Here is an 18,060-nt window from a genome sequence, read left to right on the forward strand (position 1 = left end):
AAAAAGGTTATATGTCTGAAGAGAGAGTAATAAGAATAAACAAGGTTTTAAGGGAATTAAATATTTCGTTAGAAAGAGCTGTTGATTATCTAAAAGATAAGGGAATTGCTATTGATGCAAATCCGAATGCGAAAATTTCTGATAGCGAATTTAATATCCTACAAAGCCAATTTGCGGGCGATAAGGGGAATAAGGAAGCTTCTAAAGAGGTAGGAGAAGAGAAAAGAAAAGAAAAAGAAGCTTTACGTGTTGAGCGTGAGAAAGAAATTGAGGACAAACGCAGACAAGACGAAGAGCGTCAAAAACAGCAAGAGATTATAAAAGCGAGAGCTGTTGTAACCGGACCTGTTCAAGTTGGTAAAATTGATTTAAATCCAAAGAAACCTGCAATTGTTTCTACTCCTGTTGAGGAACCTGCGAAAGTAGAAGAACCAAAAGCAGTTGTTACTCCAGCTCAACCAGAAAAACCTGTTCAAAAAGAAATTGTACAGCCTGAGCTAGTTGTTGTTCCTGTTGTTTCTGAAGAGAAAAAGGTAGAACAGCCTATTATTACAGAGAAAAAAGAAGTAAAAGTGGAAGCTCCAAAAGTGGTGGCACAAGAGCCTGTTGTTTCAACAGATCCGACAACCGCTGAAGAGACTATCACTACTCAATATCAAAAATTATCAGGAACTACTCTTACAGGGCAAACCATTGATTTATCTCAATTTAATAAGCCTAAGAAAAAGAAAGAAGATCCGAAAATAACACCGAATAAACCGGGTGCTCCGGGAGCAGGAAATAACGCTAACAAAAATAAGCGTAAAAGAATAGCTCCGAAGCCAGGTACTCCAGGTGCACCAAAACCTGCTACAGGTAATGCGCCGGGAACACCAAACCCTAATAAAATTACACCAAATACCGGTGGTGGAGGTTTTAATGCTAACAGAAGTGCGAGACCTGGTTTTGTAAAAGGAAACCGTCCTGCCATTGTAGCTAAAGTTGAGCCTACTGAAGAGGAAGTAAAAAACCAAATTAGAGAGACTCTTGAAAAACTTCAGGGTAAAGGTGGTAAATCTAAAGCTGCTAAATACAGAAGAGATAAAAGAGATACACATCGTCAGAAATCTGATGAGGAGCAAAGAGCAATTGATGAAGGAAGTAAAACTATTAAAGTTACAGAATTCGTTACAGTTGGTGAAATTGCAATCATGATGGATGTGCCGATTACTAAAGTAATTGGAACTTGTATGTCGCTTGGAATCATGGTTACCATGAACCAACGTTTAGATGCTGAAACTTTAACTATTGTAGCTGATGAGTTTGGTTACGAAGTTGAGTTCATCACAGTTGATATCGAAGATGCTATTGAGGTAGTTGAAGATAAAGAAGAAGATTTAGTTGTTAGGGCACCAATTGTTACTGTAATGGGTCACGTCGATCACGGTAAAACATCTTTACTGGATTATATTCGTAAAGAGAATGTTATCGCTGGTGAGTCTGGAGGTATTACACAACACATTGGGGCATACGGAGTAACTTTAGATAACGGTCAAAAAATCGCGTTCTTAGATACGCCAGGTCACGAGGCGTTTACCGCGATGCGTGCACGTGGAGCTCAGGTTACCGATATTGCTATTATTGTTGTAGCTGCGGATGATGATATCATGCCACAAACAAAAGAAGCTATCTCACACGCACAAGCTGCGGGAGTACCAATTATATTTGCAATCAATAAAATTGATAAACCAAATGCGAATGTTGAGAAAATCAAAGAGCGTTTGGCTAGTATGAATTTACTTGTTGAAGATTGGGGTGGAAAAATTCAGTCACATGATATTTCTGCAAAAGTTGGAACAGGAGTAAAAGAATTATTAGAAAAAGTTTTATTAGAAGCAGAGATTTTAGATTTAAAATCAAACCCAAATAAAGCGGCTCAGGGAACTGTAGTTGAGGCTTTCTTAGATAAAGGAAAAGGATATGTTTCTACAATTTTAGTTCAACACGGAACTTTAAAAGTTGGAGATTATATGTTAGCAGGTAAGCATCATGGTAAAATTAAAGCTATGCATGACGAACGCGGACATATTGTTAAAGAAGCTGGTCCGTCAACTCCCGTATCTGTATTAGGTCTAGATGGTGCTGCAACTGCAGGTGATAAGTTCAATGTATTTGAAGATGAAAAAGAAGCGAAACAAATTGCATCTAAACGTTCTCAATTAATGCGTGAGCAATCTGTACGTACACAACGTCATATTACACTTGACGAAATTGGTCGTCGTATCGCTCTTGGTCAGTTTAAAGAACTTAACGTAATCCTTAAAGGAGACGTTGATGGATCTGTTGAAGCATTGTCAGATTCGTTCTCTAAACTTTCTACAGAAGAAGTTCAAATTAATATTATCCATAAAGGTGTTGGTGCAATTACGGAGACTGACGTTATGTTGGCTTCTGCTTCTGATGCAATCATTATCGGATTTAACGTTCGTCCTGCTGGAAATGCAAGACAACTTGCTGATAAAGAAGAAATCGATATCCGTTACTATTCTATTATCTACGCTGCTATCGATGACTTGAAAGATGCGATGGAAGGAATGTTAGCTCCAGAGATGAAAGAGGAAATTTTAGGAACTGCTGAAATTCGCGAGATTTTCAAAATTTCTAAAGTAGGATCAATTGCCGGATGTATGGTGATGGATGGTAAGATCATGAGGACTTCTAAAATTAGAGTTATTAGAGATGGAGTAGTAGTGCATACGGGAGAACTTGTGGCACTGAAACGTTTCAAAGACGATGTTAGAGAAGTTTCTAAAGGTTATGATTGTGGTATCCAGATTAAAGGTTACAACGACATTGAAGAAAGAGATGTTATTGAAGCATACCATGAAGTAGCAATCAAAAAGAAGTTGAAATAATATTCAATAGTTATATAATTTTAAAGCCTCAATGAAAATTGAGGCTTTTGTTTGTAAAAGGATTTTATGATATTTATTTTTTGAAGAATTGATTTGTAGTTAAAAATTATAGTTTACTTTTAATATTATTTTGATAAAATTATTTGATATGAAACCATTTTTATATTCAGTTATTGTTTTTGTAAGCTTTTCTACAATTTCTTTTTCGCAAGAAGCTGTTGAAAAGCCGTCTCCTCCGGCAGGAAATGCTTTAGTTGGTGATTATTATGGAGTTGATGTTTCTAAAGCGTCAGAAAGTAAAGCGATCTCAGTAGAAAAATTAGAAACTAAATTAGAGAGCGAAAAAAAGGTGGAAAATGTTGTTGTTAAGGGTGAAGTAACAGATGTTTGTGAAAAACGTGGCTGTTGGTTGACTGTGAAAACAGGTAATGGTTCTTCTTTTTTTGTAAAAATGAAGGATTATGCGTTTTTTGTGCCTACTTCTTTAAAAGGTAAGAGTGTGGTTTTGGAAGGTAATGCTGAGAAAAAAATCACATCAGTTGATGATTTAAAACATTATGCTAAAGATGCGAAAAAATCACAAGCTGAGATCAATGCTATTACTTCGCCAAAAGAAGAGATACGTTTTTTAGCTGACGGAATTAAGGTTGTAGATTAATTTACAACTCATAAATATTCAAAAAGCCTCATTGTAAAATGAGGCTTTTTTATTTTGAATGTAACTCTGATTTTCTTCGATATGTTTTTTTTATTTTTAAGTGGATTAAAAAACTTCATTCATTTTATTTTCCAGAATATAGTTTGATGGTGTTTTGCCTAAATTTTTTTTGAACATAAAGATAAAGGCGCTGGTTGTTTCGTATCCCAATTCTAGAGCTATTTCTTTAATTGATTGTTTTTCGCCTAGTCTTTTTATGGCTTCTAAAAGTTTTAATCTTATGCGCCATTCACTAAAATTCATTCCTAATTCTTTAATGAATAATCTGGATAGTGTTCTGGTGCTCATAAACGATAAATCGGCATAATGATCTAAGGTGTATTTACTAGCGATGTCATTCATTAAAAGCGAAATTACATTCTGAAGTTTTGCATGATTACTTGTGGGCAGAAAAGTAGAACTTGGTTCAATTAAGGCTAGTTCGTCTATAAATACATCCATAATTCTTTTTTGCGAAAGTGTTAGGTTTTCTTCATTTTCAAATGAGATGATTTTAAACATTAGTTGTTTTAAGAATACAGAAATGTCAAAAGAGAAACTACTTGCAGGAAGTTTTTCTGTAAATGAAGGATCTATAAAAACGCTATATAGTTTTACATTCTTCTGAAAAGACACCTGATGTTCGATTCCACCCGGTATCCATAAGCCCTGTAATGGATTCACTACCCAAATCTGATTTTTTACTACTACATTCATGACGCCGCTTGTTGCATAAAGAAGTTGTGCTCTCGGATGCGAATGAGATGCGCAAATAGCGTCTGTGATTTTTTCAGTATAACCTAAAACGGGTAATGATGGATTTATTTGAAATCCATAATCAACAACAAAATATGTCTGATAATCGTTATTCATTGTCCAAATGTAGTAATTATGACATTGTAATTAATCAGCATCTTTGTTAAAAATAAATTACCATTATTTATTATTGTTCAAAACATAAATAACAAATTATGACAAATGTTAAGGCGCAGCCGGAAGTGGTTCAGAAAACAATTTATTCCATTCTTTTTATTATTAGTTTTTCTCACTTTATAAATGATTTATTGCAAGCCGTAATACCTTCTGTTTATCCATTATTTAAAGAAAAATTTAATTTAAGTTTTGCTCAAATAGGGCTAATTACTTTTACTTATCAGCTTACGGCTTCAATTTTACAGCCGTTTGTCGGAATGTATACAGACAAAAAATCTAAACCCTATTCATTAGTTGTTGGAATGACTTTTACTTTGGCTGGATTGTTTTTTGTTTCTATTGCAGATAGTTTTTCCTATTTATTGCTTGCGGTTAGTTTGATTGGAGTTGGATCCTCTGTCTTTCATCCTGAATCATCGAGAGTGGCTCATTTAGCTTCAGGGGGGAAAAGAGGATTAGCACAATCTATTTTTCAATTGGGAGGTAATGCAGGAAGTGCAGTTGGGCCTTTATTGGCTGCCTTAATTGTTATACCTAATGGGCAGTCTTATATTGTTTGGTTTTGTGTCATAGCCTTGATAGGGATTTTTGCTCTGTATAGAATTGCGATTTGGTACACTGATCATTTGGAAGTAAAACGCAGAAATAAAACAACATCACAAGAAGTTAGTACACATCAGCTTTCTAAAAGAAGAGTTTGGTTGTCACTGGTTATTTTATTGGTTTTAATTTTTTCTAAATATTTTTATATGGCTAGTATTACAAGCTATTATACTTTTTTCTTAATAGATAAATTTCATTTGTCTATTCAGCAATCACAAATTTATTTGTTTGTATTTTTAGGATCAGTTGCTGCAGGAACACTTATGGGTGGTCTTATAGGTGATAAATTTGGTAGAAAATATGTAATATGGATTTCTATTTTAGGAGTAGCACCTTTTACATTGATGTTGCCTTATGTTTCATTATTTTGGATTGGAATTTTGTCTGTGTTAATTGGCGTGATACTTTCTTCTGCTTTCTCTGCAATTTTGGTATATGCAACAGAATTGCTGCCTGGTAAAGTTGGTTTGGTGGCCGGTCTGTTTTTTGGATTCGCTTTTGGGATGGGAGGCTTGGGATCTGCAGTTTTAGGTAAGCTAGCTGATGTAACGAGTATTGAATATGTATTTAAGATTTGTGCCTTTTTACCATTGATTGGTATAATCGCTGGTTTTTTACCTAATATTGAAAGTAAGAAAGTTTAATATATTTAGATTTGATAAAAAAAAGCAACTCAATTGAGTTGCTTTTTTTTATTATCATATATCAGTTATGGTTATTTGCTGGGTTTGATTAGAAACACAAGCTTATATCTCTTTTTAATTTCGGCTAAATTTCGTTCTGCTTCGATTCGCGTCTTAAAATTTCCGACAATGACTTTATAGTTTGGTGTGTTGAAAATAATGGTGCCATCGATGTTACTATTTTCTCTTTTAAAATCGGATAAAGTTTTTTTAGCTTCATCGCTTTTGCCACTATAAATCTGGATTTTATAAGTATCGTTTGTGCTTATTGACGTGTTAATTTTGCGTTTGTCGTTCAATAACTGCTCAAATTTAGGATCCTGATTTACTGTTAAATTTTGGTCTTGAGCATTAATGTTATAGGCTAATGTTAACATTGTTAATGTTAAGAAAACTCTTTTTGAAGGGGTTAAAATTCTCATAATGTGATGGTTTTTATGCAAAAATAGTATTTAAAGTTTGTATGGAAAATTTTAATATTATTTAGAATTGATATAAATTGATATTTAAGACTATTTTAAGGTTTTGAGAATAGTTCATAAGTCGTATTTTTGTGCAAGTTTTAAAAGAGGGTATTCGTTTTTTATTGTTTTACTACAGTAAAAATCATACCAAAAATTAGTAGATAATTATTATACTATATGAAAAAGGTGGGTAACCATAATTCGATCTCCAGAAAATTGCTGCTTAGCTTATCGCTAACGCTGATTTTCTCCCTAACTTCATTTGCTCAAGATGCTGCTGCTCCGGCGGCGCCTGAAGCTGCTGCTCCGGCTGCAACTGCAGGTGGTGATCCAGTAAAAGGGAAGGAACTTTTTAATGCAAATTGCGCTGCATGTCACAAATTAGATGCTAAATCAACAGGTCCTGCTTTAAGAGGAGTTGCTGGTAAGCATGATATGGCTTGGATTTACAAGTGGGTGCATAACAGTTCTGACATGATTAAGTCAGGCGATGCTGTAGCTGTTAAACTTTTTGAAGAAAACAATAAGTCTGTAATGACTTCTTTTCCTCAATTATCTGAAGGTGACATTGATAATATTATTGCTTATACTTCTGAAGTAAAAGCTGAGCCAGCTCCTGGTGCGCCTGGTTCTGCTGCTCCTCCGGGAACAAAAGTTGAAGAAGGTGGAATTTCTAACAATATAATTTTAGGTGCTCTTGCTCTTGTGATGGCTATTTTGGTTGTCATGTTAGTAATGGTTAATAAGGTATTGACTAAAGTAGCTAGCAAAAATGGTATTGAAATTCCTTCTAGAGAGGCTAGAACTCCAATTTGGAAAGCTTTTGCCAGAAATCAATTTTTAGTATTGGTTACTTCTATATTCTTATTGCTAGCAAGTGGTTATTTTGTGTATGCTTATTTGATGCAAGTTGGTGTTGATCAAAATTATGAGCCAATCCAGCCAATTCACTATTCTCACAAAATTCACGCAGGAGATAATGAGATCAATTGTAAATATTGTCACTCTGCTGCTCGTGTAAGTAAAAATGCTGGTATTCCTTCGTTGAATGTTTGTATGAACTGTCATAAGAATATTTCTGAGGTTGCTGAATCTACTGCTACCCCAGAGTACAGCAAAGCATTCTATGATGCTCAAATACAAAAATTATATGATGCTGTTGGATGGGATAAGACTAAACAGGCTTATACTGGAAAAACACAGCCTGTTAAATGGGTTCGTATTCATAATTTACCTGATTTCGTGTATTTCAACCACTCTCAACACGTAAATGTTGCTGGTGTTGAATGTCAAACATGTCACGGTCCGGTACAGGAATTTGAAATCATGAAGCAATATTCTAAATTAACAATGGGATGGTGTGTTGATTGCCATAGAAAAACTGATGTTAAGATGGAAGGAAATGCATATTATGATAAAATTCATGCTGAACTTTCTAAAAAATACGGTGTAGAGAAACTGACTGCAGCGCAAATGGGAGGTTTAGAATGCGGTAAATGCCACTATTAATCGAATTATTAAGATTTTAATATTTATATACAATGTCATCAAACAAAAAATACTGGAAAAGTGTTGAAGAACTAGAGAATAGTTCTATTGTTGAGGCGCTTAGAAATAACGAATTTGTTGAAGAGATTCCTACAGAAGAATTCTTAGGGAATGCAGATGCTTTAGCTCAATCTGGAACTTCACGTCGTGACTTTTTAAAGTACGTAGGGTTTAGTACTGCAGCTGTTACACTTGCTGCTTGCGAAGGTCCTGTTCACAAGTCTATCCCTTATGTGTTGCAACCGGAACAAATCATTCCTGGTGTTGCTGATTATTATGCAACTACTGTTTTTGATGGTTTTGATTTTGCTAACTTATTAGTGAAAACTCGTGAGGGTCGTCCAATTAAAATTGATAACAATACTATTTCTGGAGCTAAATTTTCAGCCAATGCTAGAATTCATGCGTCTATCTTATCATTATATGATAGTATGCGTTTGAAAGAACCTAAATTGGAAGGAAAAAATAGTAGCTGGTCTGCTGTTGATTTAAAAATTAAATCAAGTCTTGCTGATGCAAAAGCAAAAGGTGGACAAGTGGTATTGTTGACTAATACTTTGGCGAGTCCATCTACTGAAAAATTAATTGGTGAATTCATTGCTAAAAATCCTAATGCAAAACATGTTGTCTATGATGCAGTTTCTTCATCTGACGCATTAGATGCATTTGAAACAGTTTACGGTGAAAGAGCTTTAGTTGATTATGATTTTTCAAAAGCTTCTTTAATCGTTTCTGTTGGTGCTGATTTCTTAGGAGACTGGCAAGGTGGTGGATACGATGCTGGATATGCTAAAGGACGTATTCCTCAAAACGGAAAAATGTCTCGTCACTTTCAGTTTGAATCAAATATGACATTATCGGGAGCTGCCGCTGATAAGCGTGTTCCAATGACTATTGCTGATCAAAAACAAGCATTAGTTCAAATATATAATATAGTTGCAGGTGCTTCTGTTGCTGTTACTTTAGATGGTAACTTTAAAGCTGAAGTTGTTAAAGCTGCCCAACAGTTAAAAGCTGCTGGTTCTAAAGGAGTTTTAGTGTCTGGAATTGAAGATAAAAATGCACAATTATTAGTTTTAGCTATCAATCAGGTATTGGCTAGTGAAGCTTTTAATACTGCTGGTACAAGACAAATTAGAAAAGGTTCTAATGCGGTTGTATCTCAATTAATAAAAGATATGAATGCTGGTAGTGTTCATACTTTAATCATGAGTGGTATCAATCCTGTTTACACATTAGCTGATTCAGCTTCTTTTGTTTCTGGATTGAAAAAAGTAAAAACTTCAGTTGCTTTTTCTTTAAAAGAAGATGAAACTGCTTCAATTACTACTATTGCTGCTGCGGCTCCTCATTACTTAGAATCTTGGGGTGATGTTATGCTTACTAAAGGAACTTATAGTTTGACTCAGCCAACTATTCGTCCGATATTCAATACAAAACAATTTCAAGACGTTTTATTATCATTAAACGGTGTTTCTGGAAACTTCTACGATTATCTTAAAGCTAGTTCAGCTGGGATTGTTGCTGGTTCTTCTTGGAATAAAGTTTTACATGATGGTGTTTTTGTAATTGGTTCTACTGCTTTATCTGCAGGTTCTTTTGATTACACTGCGGCTGCAAGTGCAGTTTCGAAGTCAAGATCAGCTGGAAATTTCGAGTTAGTATTATATACTAAAACAGGTATGGGTGATGGACAACAAGCAAACAATCCTTGGTTGCAAGAGTTTCCAGATCCTATCACAAGAGTTTCTTGGGATAATTATGTAACTATTTCTAATGCTGACGCTAAGAAACTTGGCTTAACAAATGAAATTGTTGCTAATGGTGGTTTGAATGGTAGTTATGCTACAATTACTACTGCTGATGGAGCTAAGTTAGAAAATGTTCCTGTAATTGTTCAGCCTGGACAAGCTATTGGTACAGTTGGTTTAGCTGTAGGTTACGGTCGTAAAGTGGCTTTAAAAGATGAAATGCAGGTAGGTTTAAATGCTTACGCTTTATATAAAAATTTCAATAGTGTTCAATCTGTATCTATTGCGAAGGCAAATGGAGTTCATGAGTTCGCTTGTGTTCAAGGACAGAAAACATTAATGGGTAGAGGAGATATTATTAAAGAAACTACTCTTGAAATCTTTAATACTAAAGATGCTGAACATTGGAATGAAAAACCAATGGTGTCTTTAGATCACCAGGAAGTTGAGGCTACAACTGTAGATTTATGGGAATCATTTGATCGTACAACTGGGCATCACTTTAATCTTTCAATTGACTTAAATGCTTGTACTGGTTGTGGTGCTTGTGTTATTGCTTGTCACGCTGAGAACAACGTTCCGGTTGTTGGTAAAGCAGAGGTAAGAAGAAGTCGTGATATGCACTGGTTGCGTATTGACAGATATTATTCTTCTGAAAGTACTTTTGAAGGCGATAATGAAAGAAAAGAAAATATTGCTGGTTTATCTAGTTCATTATCTACATTTAATGAAATGGAAAAAGCTGGAGATAATCCACAAGTTTCATTCCAACCAGTTATGTGTCAACACTGTAATCACGCACCATGTGAGACAGTATGTCCTGTAGCTGCTACATCTCACGGTCGTGAAGGTCAAAACCACATGGCATATAACAGATGTGTTGGTACTCGTTACTGTGCAAACAACTGTCCATATAAAGTGCGTCGTTTCAACTGGTTCTTGTATAACAAAAACACAGAATTCGATTATCATATGAATGACGATTTAGGACGTATGGTGTTAAACCCAGACGTAAACGTTCGTTCTCGTGGAGTTATGGAAAAATGTTCTATGTGTATTCAAATGACACAAGCAACTAAGTTAAAAGCTAAAAATGAAGGTCGCCCAGTTGCTGATGGCGAATTCCAAACAGCTTGTTCTAATGCTTGTTCTTCTGGAGCAATGATATTTGGTGATGTAAATGATGCGGATAGTAAAGTTGCTAAATTAGCAGCTGATGAAAGATCATATCACTTGTTAGAGCATGTAGGAACAAAGCCTAATGTGGTTTACCATGTTAAAGTTAGAAATACTTAGTAAAATTATTAATTAGAAACAATATAAAGGATTATGTCGTCTCACTACGAAGCACCCATTAGAAAACCTTTAGTTATAGGTGATAAATCTTATCACGATGTAACAGTAGATGTAGCTGCACCTGTTGAGGGGCCTGCAAACAAACAATGGTGGATTGTATTTTCAATCGCATTAATAGCCTTCCTTTGGGGGTTAGGTTGTATCATTTACACCGTATCTACCGGTATCGGAACATGGGGATTAAATAAAACAGTTGGTTGGGCTTGGGATATCACGAACTTCGTTTGGTGGGTTGGTATTGGTCACGCTGGAACATTAATTTCTGCGGTATTATTACTTTTCCGTCAACGTTGGAGAATGGCTATTAACCGTTCTGCAGAAGCGATGACTATCTTCTCAGTAGTTCAAGCAGGTCTATTTCCAATTATTCACATGGGGCGTCCATGGTTAGCATACTGGGTTTTACCTATTCCAAATCAATTTGGATCTTTATGGGTAAACTTTAACTCACCATTGCTTTGGGACGTGTTCGCAATTTCAACTTATCTTTCGGTATCATTAGTTTTCTGGTGGACTGGTTTATTACCTGACTTTGCAATGCTACGTGATAGAGCGGTAACTCCTTTTACAAAAAGAGTTTATTCTATCCTAAGTTTCGGATGGAGTGGAAGAGCTAAAGATTGGCAGCGTTTTGAAGAAGTTTCTTTAGTATTAGCTGGTTTGGCTACTCCTCTTGTGCTTTCTGTACACACGATTGTATCGATGGACTTTGCTACTTCAGTAATTCCAGGATGGCATACAACAATTTTCCCTCCATACTTTGTTGCTGGAGCGGTATTCTCTGGATTTGCAATGGTAAACACATTGTTGATCGTTATGAGAAAAGTTTCTAATCTTGAGGCATACATTACATTACAACATATCGAATTAATGAATATCATTATTATGATTACAGGTTCTATTGTTGGTGTAGCTTATATTACTGAGTTGTTTGTGGCTTGGTATTCAGGAGTAGAGTATGAGCAATATGCTTTCTTAAACAGAGCTACCGGACCTTACTGGTGGGCATATTGGTCAATGATGACTTGTAACGTTTTTTCACCGCAATTTATGTGGTTTAAAAAATTAAGAACTAGTATCATGTTCTCTTTTATTATTTCGATTGTGGTAAACATCGGAATGTGGTTTGAAAGATTCGTAATTATTGTTACTTCTTTACATAGAGATTACCTTCCATCTTCTTGGACAATGTTCTCACCAACATTTGTTGATATTGGAATTTTCATCGGAACAATTGGTTTCTTCTTTGTATTGTTTTTATTATACTCTAGAACATTCCCTGTAATTGCTCAGGCAGAGGTTAAAACAATTTTGAAAGGAACAGGAGATAATTACATTAGAGAAAGAGCAAATAAAGATTCACATCATGAGTAATAAAGTAATATACGCCATTTATAATGACGATGATATTTTGATGGATGCAGTAAAGAAAACCAGAGCTGCTCATCATCATATTGAAGAGGTTTTTACTCCATTCCCAGTTCACGGATTGGATAAAGCTATGGGTTTAGCACCAACAAGATTAGCAATTTGTGCTTTTTTATATGGATGTGTTGGTATTTCTGTTGCAACAACAATGATGAGTTATATCATGATTCACGACTGGCCACAGGATATTGGTGGAAAACCAAGTTTTAGTTTCATTCAGAATATGCCATCTTTTGTGCCAATTATGTTTGAGATGACTGTATTTTTCGCTGCCCACTTAATGGTAATCACTTTTTACATGAGAAGTAGATTATGGCCATTTAAGCAAGCAGAGAATCCTGATGTAAGAACAACAGATGACCACTTCTTAATGGAAGTTGCTGTAAACGATAACGAAGCAGAACTTGTTTCTTTTTTCGAAGGTACAGGAGCTGTTGAAGTTAAAGTAATTGAAAAGAATTAATTGTAGCTATGAAAAGGATATATAAAATAACACTTTTAGTTGGTATAACTATTTTAGTTTCATCTTGCCACAATAATTCGGCACCAAACTATCAGTACTTCCCTAATATGTATGAATCTGTAGGTTATGAGACTTACTCAGAAGCAAAGATATTTAAAGGAGGAAAAGAAGGACAGCTTCCTGTAGAAGGAACTATCAATAGAGGTTTTGAACCTTATGAGTATGAAAATTCAACTGCTGGTTATGAATTGGCTAAAGCTAATTTAAAATCACCTTTAAGTGAAGCGGATAGAAATTCAGGAAAAGGAAAAGAACTTTTCGAAATTTACTGTATCAGTTGTCATGGTGCAACTGGAAACGGTAAAGGTAAATTGGTTGAAAGAGAAAAATTTCTTGGAGTACCTAGCTATAAAGACAGAGTTATTACTGAAGGAAGTATCTTTCACGTTGAAACTTATGGTTTAAATGCAATGGGTTCACATGCAAATCAATTAAGTGCCCATGAACGTTGGTTAGTTGCTGACTATGTTCTAAAACTAAAAAGCCAATTATAATTGTTGAACAAACTGATCGTAATAGATATGTATACATTTTCAAGTAAATTAAAAACTTTTTCTATCATCCTAATGGCCCTTGGTATATTAGGAATTGGATATGGTTTTTTAACTGCTCCTAAAAATATTGAAGAGGTAGAAACTCTTCTGGCAAAAGAAGCATCAGAGCATGGTGGGGGACATGGTGAAACCGCTGCGGCACATCATGAAGAAAAAGCTGAAGCAACGGAACACGCAGAAACAGTTGAAGCGGTTCATCATGAAGAAGCAAAAGATGCAAATGCTGAAGAGGCTGCAAGTAAAGATTCGGTTGTTGCTAATGAAGATACTACTCATGTAGTAAAAGCGGAAGAAGGACACGAAGCTGAAGCTGCGGTTGCACATGAAGTAAAAGCGAATAAACACGCTGAAGCTTCTCATGGACATGATCCTAAAGCACATGCAGAACACGTTTTACACCAATTGCAAAACAAACCTTGGTCTGCTTTATATGTTGCTAGTATTTTCTTCTTGCTACTTTCTATGGGAGTTTTAGCATTTTATGCTATTCAACAAGTGGCTCAGGCAGGTTGGTCTCCAGTATTGTTTAGAGTTATGCAGGGAATTACGGCTTATTTGCCAGTGGCTTCTGTAATTTTCTTTATCATTTTAGTTTTATGCGGATTACACTTTAATCACATATTTGTATGGTTAGGTGAAGGTGTTACAGATCCGAAAAGCCCTAATTACGATGCAATCATTGCGGGTAAAGCAGGTTATCTAAACTTTCCTTTCTGGATCGTTAGAGCGGGAATCTTTTTATTAGGATGGAACTTATACCGTCACTACTCGAGAAAAAATTGCTTAGCTCAGGACGAAGCTAGTGATGATTTAAATTACAAAAAGAACTTTAAGTTATCTGCTGGATTCTTAGTATTCTTTATCGTATCTGAGTCTATTATGTCTTGGGATTGGATTATGTCATTTGATCCACACTGGTTCAGTACATTATTTGGATGGTATGTTTTTGCTTCTTTCTTTGTAAGTGGTATTACTACTATTGCATTAGTTACAATATACTTAAAATCTAAAGGATATTTAGAGTATGTAAATACGAGCCACATTCACGATTTAGCTAAATTTATGTTTGGTATTAGTGTTTTTTGGACTTATTTATGGTTCTCTCAGTTCATGTTGATCTGGTATGCTAACATTCCGGAAGAGGTTACTTACTTCGTAACAAGAATTCAATTATACAATTTACCATTCTTTGGTGCTGTAGTTATGAACTTTGTGTTCCCATTATTAATATTAATCAATACTGACTTTAAGCGTTTAAGCTGGGTTATTGTAATGGCTGGTACTGTTATTTTATTAGGTCATTATGTTGATTTCTTTAATATGATTATGCCTGGTACAGTAGGAGATAGATGGTTTATTGGTGTTCCTGAAATTGCATCTATTCTTTTCTTCTTAGGTTTATTTATTTTTGTTGTATTTACTGCATTAACGAAAGCACCTCTGTTAGCAAAAAGAAATCCTTTCATTGAAGAAAGTAAACATTTTCATTATTAATATTTAAAGAAGTAAACAGATGACAAGTTTGTTGGTAATTATAGTTTTAGTTTTATTAGCAGTTGCATTATGGCAATTGACCAAGATATTTGATCTTACTCAGGTAGGATCTTCTTCGGACGATTCTCAGGTTGCATCAGATAATGATAATAATATTCAGGGATATATTATGTTTGGCTTCTTAGCATTCATCTATATATTTACGATTTATGGTTTACTAAAATGGGGTGGTTTAGCACTTCATACTCCTGCTTCAGAGCACGGGCTTTTAGTAGATAATTTAATGAATATTACTTGGGTTTTAATTTTTGTAGTTCAATTTATTACGCAAGGTTTATTATACTGGTTTTCTTTTAAAAATAGAGGAAATAAAGATAAGAAGGCATTATTCTTTGCTGATAGCAATAAATTAGAAGCAATTTGGAGTATTATTCCATCTGTAGTTTTAGCTTGTTTAATTCTTTATGGATTATACGCTTGGAACAACATTATGTTTGTTGATAAAGATGAAGATGTAATTGAAATTGAATTATATGCTCAACAATTTAAATGGACTGCAAGATATGCAGGACAGGATAATGTTTTAGGAAAAGCTAATGTTCGTTTAATCGAAGGTGTGAACACTTTAGGTGTTGATATGTCAGATCCTAATGCTCAAGATGATATTGTTGTTAGTGAATTGCATATTCCAAAAGGTAAAAAAATACATTTCAAAATGCGTTCTCAAGACGTATTACACTCAGCTTACATGCCTCACTTTAGAGCGCAGATGAACTGTGTTCCAGGAATGGTTACTGAGTTTGCTTTTATTCCAACTTACACGACTTCTGAATACAGAGAGTTGCCATTTATGGTTGAAAAAGTTGCACATATCAATAAACTAAGAGCTGAAAAAAGCGCTGAGTTAGTTGCTAAAGGTGGTACAGCTTTAGATCCTTATACATTTGATTATTTATTATTATGTAATAAAATTTGTGGAGCTTCTCACTATAACATGCAAATGAAAGTGGTTGTTGATACTCCGGAAGATTATAAAAAATGGTTAAGTGAAAAAACAAGTTTAGCTCAGGATATTAAAGCGGCAGCTGCTGCTGAAAAACCAGCTGAAGGAGTTGAGCCTACTACAGATAGTACTGCTAAAGATACTGTTAAAGCAGTTATTGATACTGTAAAAGCGGTTGTAGCTAAAGTTGCTATGAGATAATATTTATTAAGAAAATTTAAAGTACACATATATGTCAGCAGAAGCGCACGGTCACGATCACGGACACGATCACGAGCACGAACATCATCATAAAGACACGTTCATTACTAAATATATATTTAGTATTGATCATAAAATGATTGCTAAGCAATATTTAATTACCGGTATTATTATGGGTATTATTGGTATTGCAATGTCTTTGCTTTTCAGAATGCAATTAGCATGGCCAGAGGAGTCTTTCAAAATATTTAATGTTTTATTAGGAGATAAATTTGCACCTGATGGTGTAATGGCAAATGATATTTACCTTGCTTTAGTTACAATTCACGGTACCATTATGGTATTCTTTGTACTTACGGCAGGTTTAAGTGGAACTTTTAGTAATTTACTTATACCACTTCAAATTGGGGCTCGAGATATGGCGTCTGGATTTATGAATATGATTTCATACTGGTTGTTTTTCTTATCTGCTGTTGTAATGTTAAGTTCGTTATTTGTTGAGGCTGGACCAGCTTCTGCAGGTTGGACAATTTACCCACCATTGAGTGCATTACCACAAGCTATTCCAGGTTCTGGTACAGGTATGACTTTATGGTTAGTTTCTATGGCTATCTTTATTGCATCTTCTTTAATGGGATCTTTAAATTACATCGTTACTGTAATCAACTTAAGAACTAAAGGAATGTCTATGACTAGACTTCCACTTACAATCTGGACATTTTTCGTAACAGCTATTATTGGTGTTATTTCGTTTCCAGTATTATTATCTGCTGCGTTATTATTGATTTTTGATAGAAGTTTTGGAACTTCATTCTTCTTGTCTGATATTTATATTGCTGGCGAGGTTTTACACTACCAAGGTGGTTCTCCAGTATTATTTGAACACTTATTCTGGTTCTTAGGACACCCTGAAGTTTATATCGTAATCTTACCTGCAATGGGTCTTGTTTCTGAGATTATGGCTACGAATTCTCGTAAACCAATTTTCGGATATAGAGCGATGATTATGTCAGTTCTTGCAATTGCATTCTTATCTACAATTGTTTGGGGTCACCATATGTTTATTTCAGGTATGAATCCTTTCTTAGGATCTGTATTTACTTTTACTACATTATTGATTGCAATTCCATCTGCTGTAAAAGCGTTTAACTGGATTACAACTTTATGGAAAGGTAACTTACAATTTAATCCAGCAATGTTGTTCTCTATCGGTATGGTTTCTACTTTCATCACTGGAGGTTTAACAGGGATTATTTTAGGAGATAGTACTTTAGATATCAACGTTCACGATACATACTTTGTAATTGCTCACTTTCACTTAGTAATGGGTATCTCTGCACTTTACGGTATGTTTGCTGGTATTTACCACTGGTTCCCTAAAATGTACGGAAGAATGTTGAATAAAAACTTAGGTTATATTCACTTTTGGGTAACAGCAGTTTGTGCTTACGGAGTATTCTTCCCAATGCACTTTATTGGATTAGCTGGTTTGCCAAGACGTTATTATACAAATACAAACTTCCCATTATTTGATGATTTACAAAATGTGAATGTTTTAATTACAACATTTGCTCTCGTAGGAGGTGCGTTCCAATTAGTATTCTTATACAACTTCTTTAGTAGTATTTTCTACGGTAAGAAAGCAGTTCAGAATCCATGGAAATCTACGACATTAGAGTGGACAACTCCAGTAGAACATATTCACGGTAACTGGCCAGGTGAAATTCCTCATGTGTACCGTTGGCCATATGACTATAGTAACCCAAATCATGATGTAGATTTTGTACCGCAAAATGTACCAATGAAAGAAGGTGAAGAAGTTTTACACCACTAAAAAATATTTAAAAAAGACTATCATTTATGATAGTCTTTTTTGTTTTAGTTAAAATTCCATTGGTTCGATTTTACTGTTTTACAAACTGATTAGT

At 34.8% G+C, this 18,060-nt stretch carries 13 protein-coding genes; 11 read left to right on the forward strand and 2 right to left on the reverse strand.

Features of this window, described 5'->3' with window-relative positions:
• Positions 1 to 11 precede the first annotated feature (11 nt).
• Together infB and BUA98_RS05295 are read left to right on the forward strand one after the other, a co-directional pair.
• Positions 12 to 2,894, forward strand: a complete 2,883-nt coding sequence (gene infB, locus BUA98_RS05290; protein ID WP_072970530.1) for a translation initiation factor IF-2 — start codon at positions 12 to 14, stop codon at positions 2,892 to 2,894.
• 148 nt (positions 2,895 to 3,042) lie between these two features.
• Positions 3,043 to 3,552 carry a DUF4920 domain-containing protein gene (locus tag BUA98_RS05295; protein WP_072970618.1) on the forward strand — a complete coding sequence of 170 codons (510 nt, stop codon included), beginning with the start codon at positions 3,043 to 3,045 and terminating at the stop codon, positions 3,550 to 3,552.
• Between the two features lie 105 nt (positions 3,553 to 3,657).
• Here BUA98_RS05295 and BUA98_RS05300 read toward each other — a convergent pair whose 3' ends face one another.
• Entirely contained in the window at positions 3,658 to 4,464 is an 807-nt protein-coding gene (locus BUA98_RS05300; RefSeq protein ID WP_072970531.1) for an AraC family transcriptional regulator, read from the reverse strand.
• A gap of 98 nt (positions 4,465 to 4,562) precedes the next feature.
• On the opposite strand from BUA98_RS05300, the gene BUA98_RS05305 reads away from it, so the two are divergent.
• Positions 4,563 to 5,771, forward strand: coding sequence for an MFS transporter (locus BUA98_RS05305; RefSeq protein WP_072970532.1), 1,209 nt, complete (start codon positions 4,563 to 4,565; stop codon positions 5,769 to 5,771).
• A 71-nt stretch (positions 5,772 to 5,842) separates the two neighbouring features.
• Here the strand turns inward: BUA98_RS05305 and BUA98_RS05310 are convergent, their stop codons facing one another.
• Positions 5,843 to 6,232 (reverse strand): SPOR domain-containing protein, encoded by a 390-nt coding sequence (locus BUA98_RS05310; protein WP_072970533.1) that lies wholly within the window; start codon positions 6,230 to 6,232, stop codon positions 5,843 to 5,845.
• A gap of 219 nt (positions 6,233 to 6,451) precedes the next feature.
• Between BUA98_RS05310 and BUA98_RS05315 the strand changes: the two genes are divergently transcribed.
• From BUA98_RS05315 to BUA98_RS05350, 8 genes are read left to right on the forward strand one after another with little or no spacing between them, the layout of a single operon-like run.
• Positions 6,452 to 7,783: a c-type cytochrome gene (locus BUA98_RS05315; protein WP_072970534.1), complete on the forward strand. Its 1,332-nt coding sequence runs from the start codon at positions 6,452 to 6,454 to the stop codon at positions 7,781 to 7,783.
• Between the two features lie 32 nt (positions 7,784 to 7,815).
• Positions 7,816 to 10,869 carry a TAT-variant-translocated molybdopterin oxidoreductase gene (locus tag BUA98_RS05320; RefSeq protein ID WP_072970535.1) on the forward strand — a complete coding sequence of 1,018 codons (3,054 nt, stop codon included), beginning with the start codon at positions 7,816 to 7,818 and terminating at the stop codon, positions 10,867 to 10,869.
• Positions 10,870 to 10,902: 33 nt separating this feature from the next.
• A complete protein-coding gene (nrfD, locus tag BUA98_RS05325; RefSeq protein WP_026983716.1) occupies positions 10,903 to 12,303 on the forward strand; it encodes an NrfD/PsrC family molybdoenzyme membrane anchor subunit in 1,401 nt (466 codons plus the stop codon).
• A complete protein-coding gene (locus BUA98_RS05330; protein ID WP_025572651.1) occupies positions 12,296 to 12,820 on the forward strand; it encodes a DUF3341 domain-containing protein in 525 nt (174 codons plus the stop codon). The genes nrfD and BUA98_RS05330 overlap by 8 nt, the downstream gene beginning before the upstream one ends.
• A gap of 8 nt (positions 12,821 to 12,828) precedes the next feature.
• Positions 12,829 to 13,374 (forward strand): c-type cytochrome, encoded by a 546-nt coding sequence (locus tag BUA98_RS05335; protein WP_072970536.1) that lies wholly within the window; start codon positions 12,829 to 12,831, stop codon positions 13,372 to 13,374.
• Positions 13,375 to 13,401: 27 nt separating this feature from the next.
• A complete protein-coding gene (locus BUA98_RS05340; RefSeq protein ID WP_072970537.1) occupies positions 13,402 to 14,928 on the forward strand; it encodes a cation-translocating P-type ATPase in 1,527 nt (508 codons plus the stop codon).
• 19 nt (positions 14,929 to 14,947) lie between these two features.
• Positions 14,948 to 16,132: a cytochrome c oxidase subunit II gene (locus tag BUA98_RS05345; RefSeq protein ID WP_072970538.1), complete on the forward strand. Its 1,185-nt coding sequence runs from the start codon at positions 14,948 to 14,950 to the stop codon at positions 16,130 to 16,132.
• Positions 16,133 to 16,163: 31 nt separating this feature from the next.
• Positions 16,164 to 17,966, forward strand: a complete 1,803-nt coding sequence (locus BUA98_RS05350; protein ID WP_072970539.1) for a cytochrome c oxidase subunit I — start codon at positions 16,164 to 16,166, stop codon at positions 17,964 to 17,966.
• The last annotated feature ends 94 nt before the right edge of the window (positions 17,967 to 18,060 follow it).

This window comes from Flavobacterium saccharophilum (assembly GCF_900142735.1).
Lineage (GTDB): Bacteria > Bacteroidota > Bacteroidia > Flavobacteriales > Flavobacteriaceae > Flavobacterium > Flavobacterium saccharophilum.

Coding starts and splice junctions, on each gene's coding strand:
- infB (WP_072970530.1), top strand. CDS start 12: ATGTCTGAAGAGAGAGTAATAAGAATAAACAAGGTTTTAAGGGAATTA.
- BUA98_RS05295 (WP_072970618.1), top strand. CDS start 3,043: ATGAAACCATTTTTATATTCAGTTATTGTTTTTGTAAGCTTTTCTACA.
- BUA98_RS05300 (WP_072970531.1), bottom strand. CDS start 4,464: ATGAATAACGATTATCAGACATATTTTGTTGTTGATTATGGATTTCAA.
- BUA98_RS05305 (WP_072970532.1), top strand. CDS start 4,563: ATGACAAATGTTAAGGCGCAGCCGGAAGTGGTTCAGAAAACAATTTAT.
- BUA98_RS05310 (WP_072970533.1), bottom strand. CDS start 6,232: ATGAGAATTTTAACCCCTTCAAAAAGAGTTTTCTTAACATTAACAATG.
- BUA98_RS05315 (WP_072970534.1), top strand. CDS start 6,452: ATGAAAAAGGTGGGTAACCATAATTCGATCTCCAGAAAATTGCTGCTT.
- BUA98_RS05320 (WP_072970535.1), top strand. CDS start 7,816: ATGTCATCAAACAAAAAATACTGGAAAAGTGTTGAAGAACTAGAGAAT.
- nrfD (WP_026983716.1), top strand. CDS start 10,903: ATGTCGTCTCACTACGAAGCACCCATTAGAAAACCTTTAGTTATAGGT.
- BUA98_RS05330 (WP_025572651.1), top strand. CDS start 12,296: ATGAGTAATAAAGTAATATACGCCATTTATAATGACGATGATATTTTG.
- BUA98_RS05335 (WP_072970536.1), top strand. CDS start 12,829: ATGAAAAGGATATATAAAATAACACTTTTAGTTGGTATAACTATTTTA.
- BUA98_RS05340 (WP_072970537.1), top strand. CDS start 13,402: ATGTATACATTTTCAAGTAAATTAAAAACTTTTTCTATCATCCTAATG.
- BUA98_RS05345 (WP_072970538.1), top strand. CDS start 14,948: ATGACAAGTTTGTTGGTAATTATAGTTTTAGTTTTATTAGCAGTTGCA.
- BUA98_RS05350 (WP_072970539.1), top strand. CDS start 16,164: ATGTCAGCAGAAGCGCACGGTCACGATCACGGACACGATCACGAGCAC.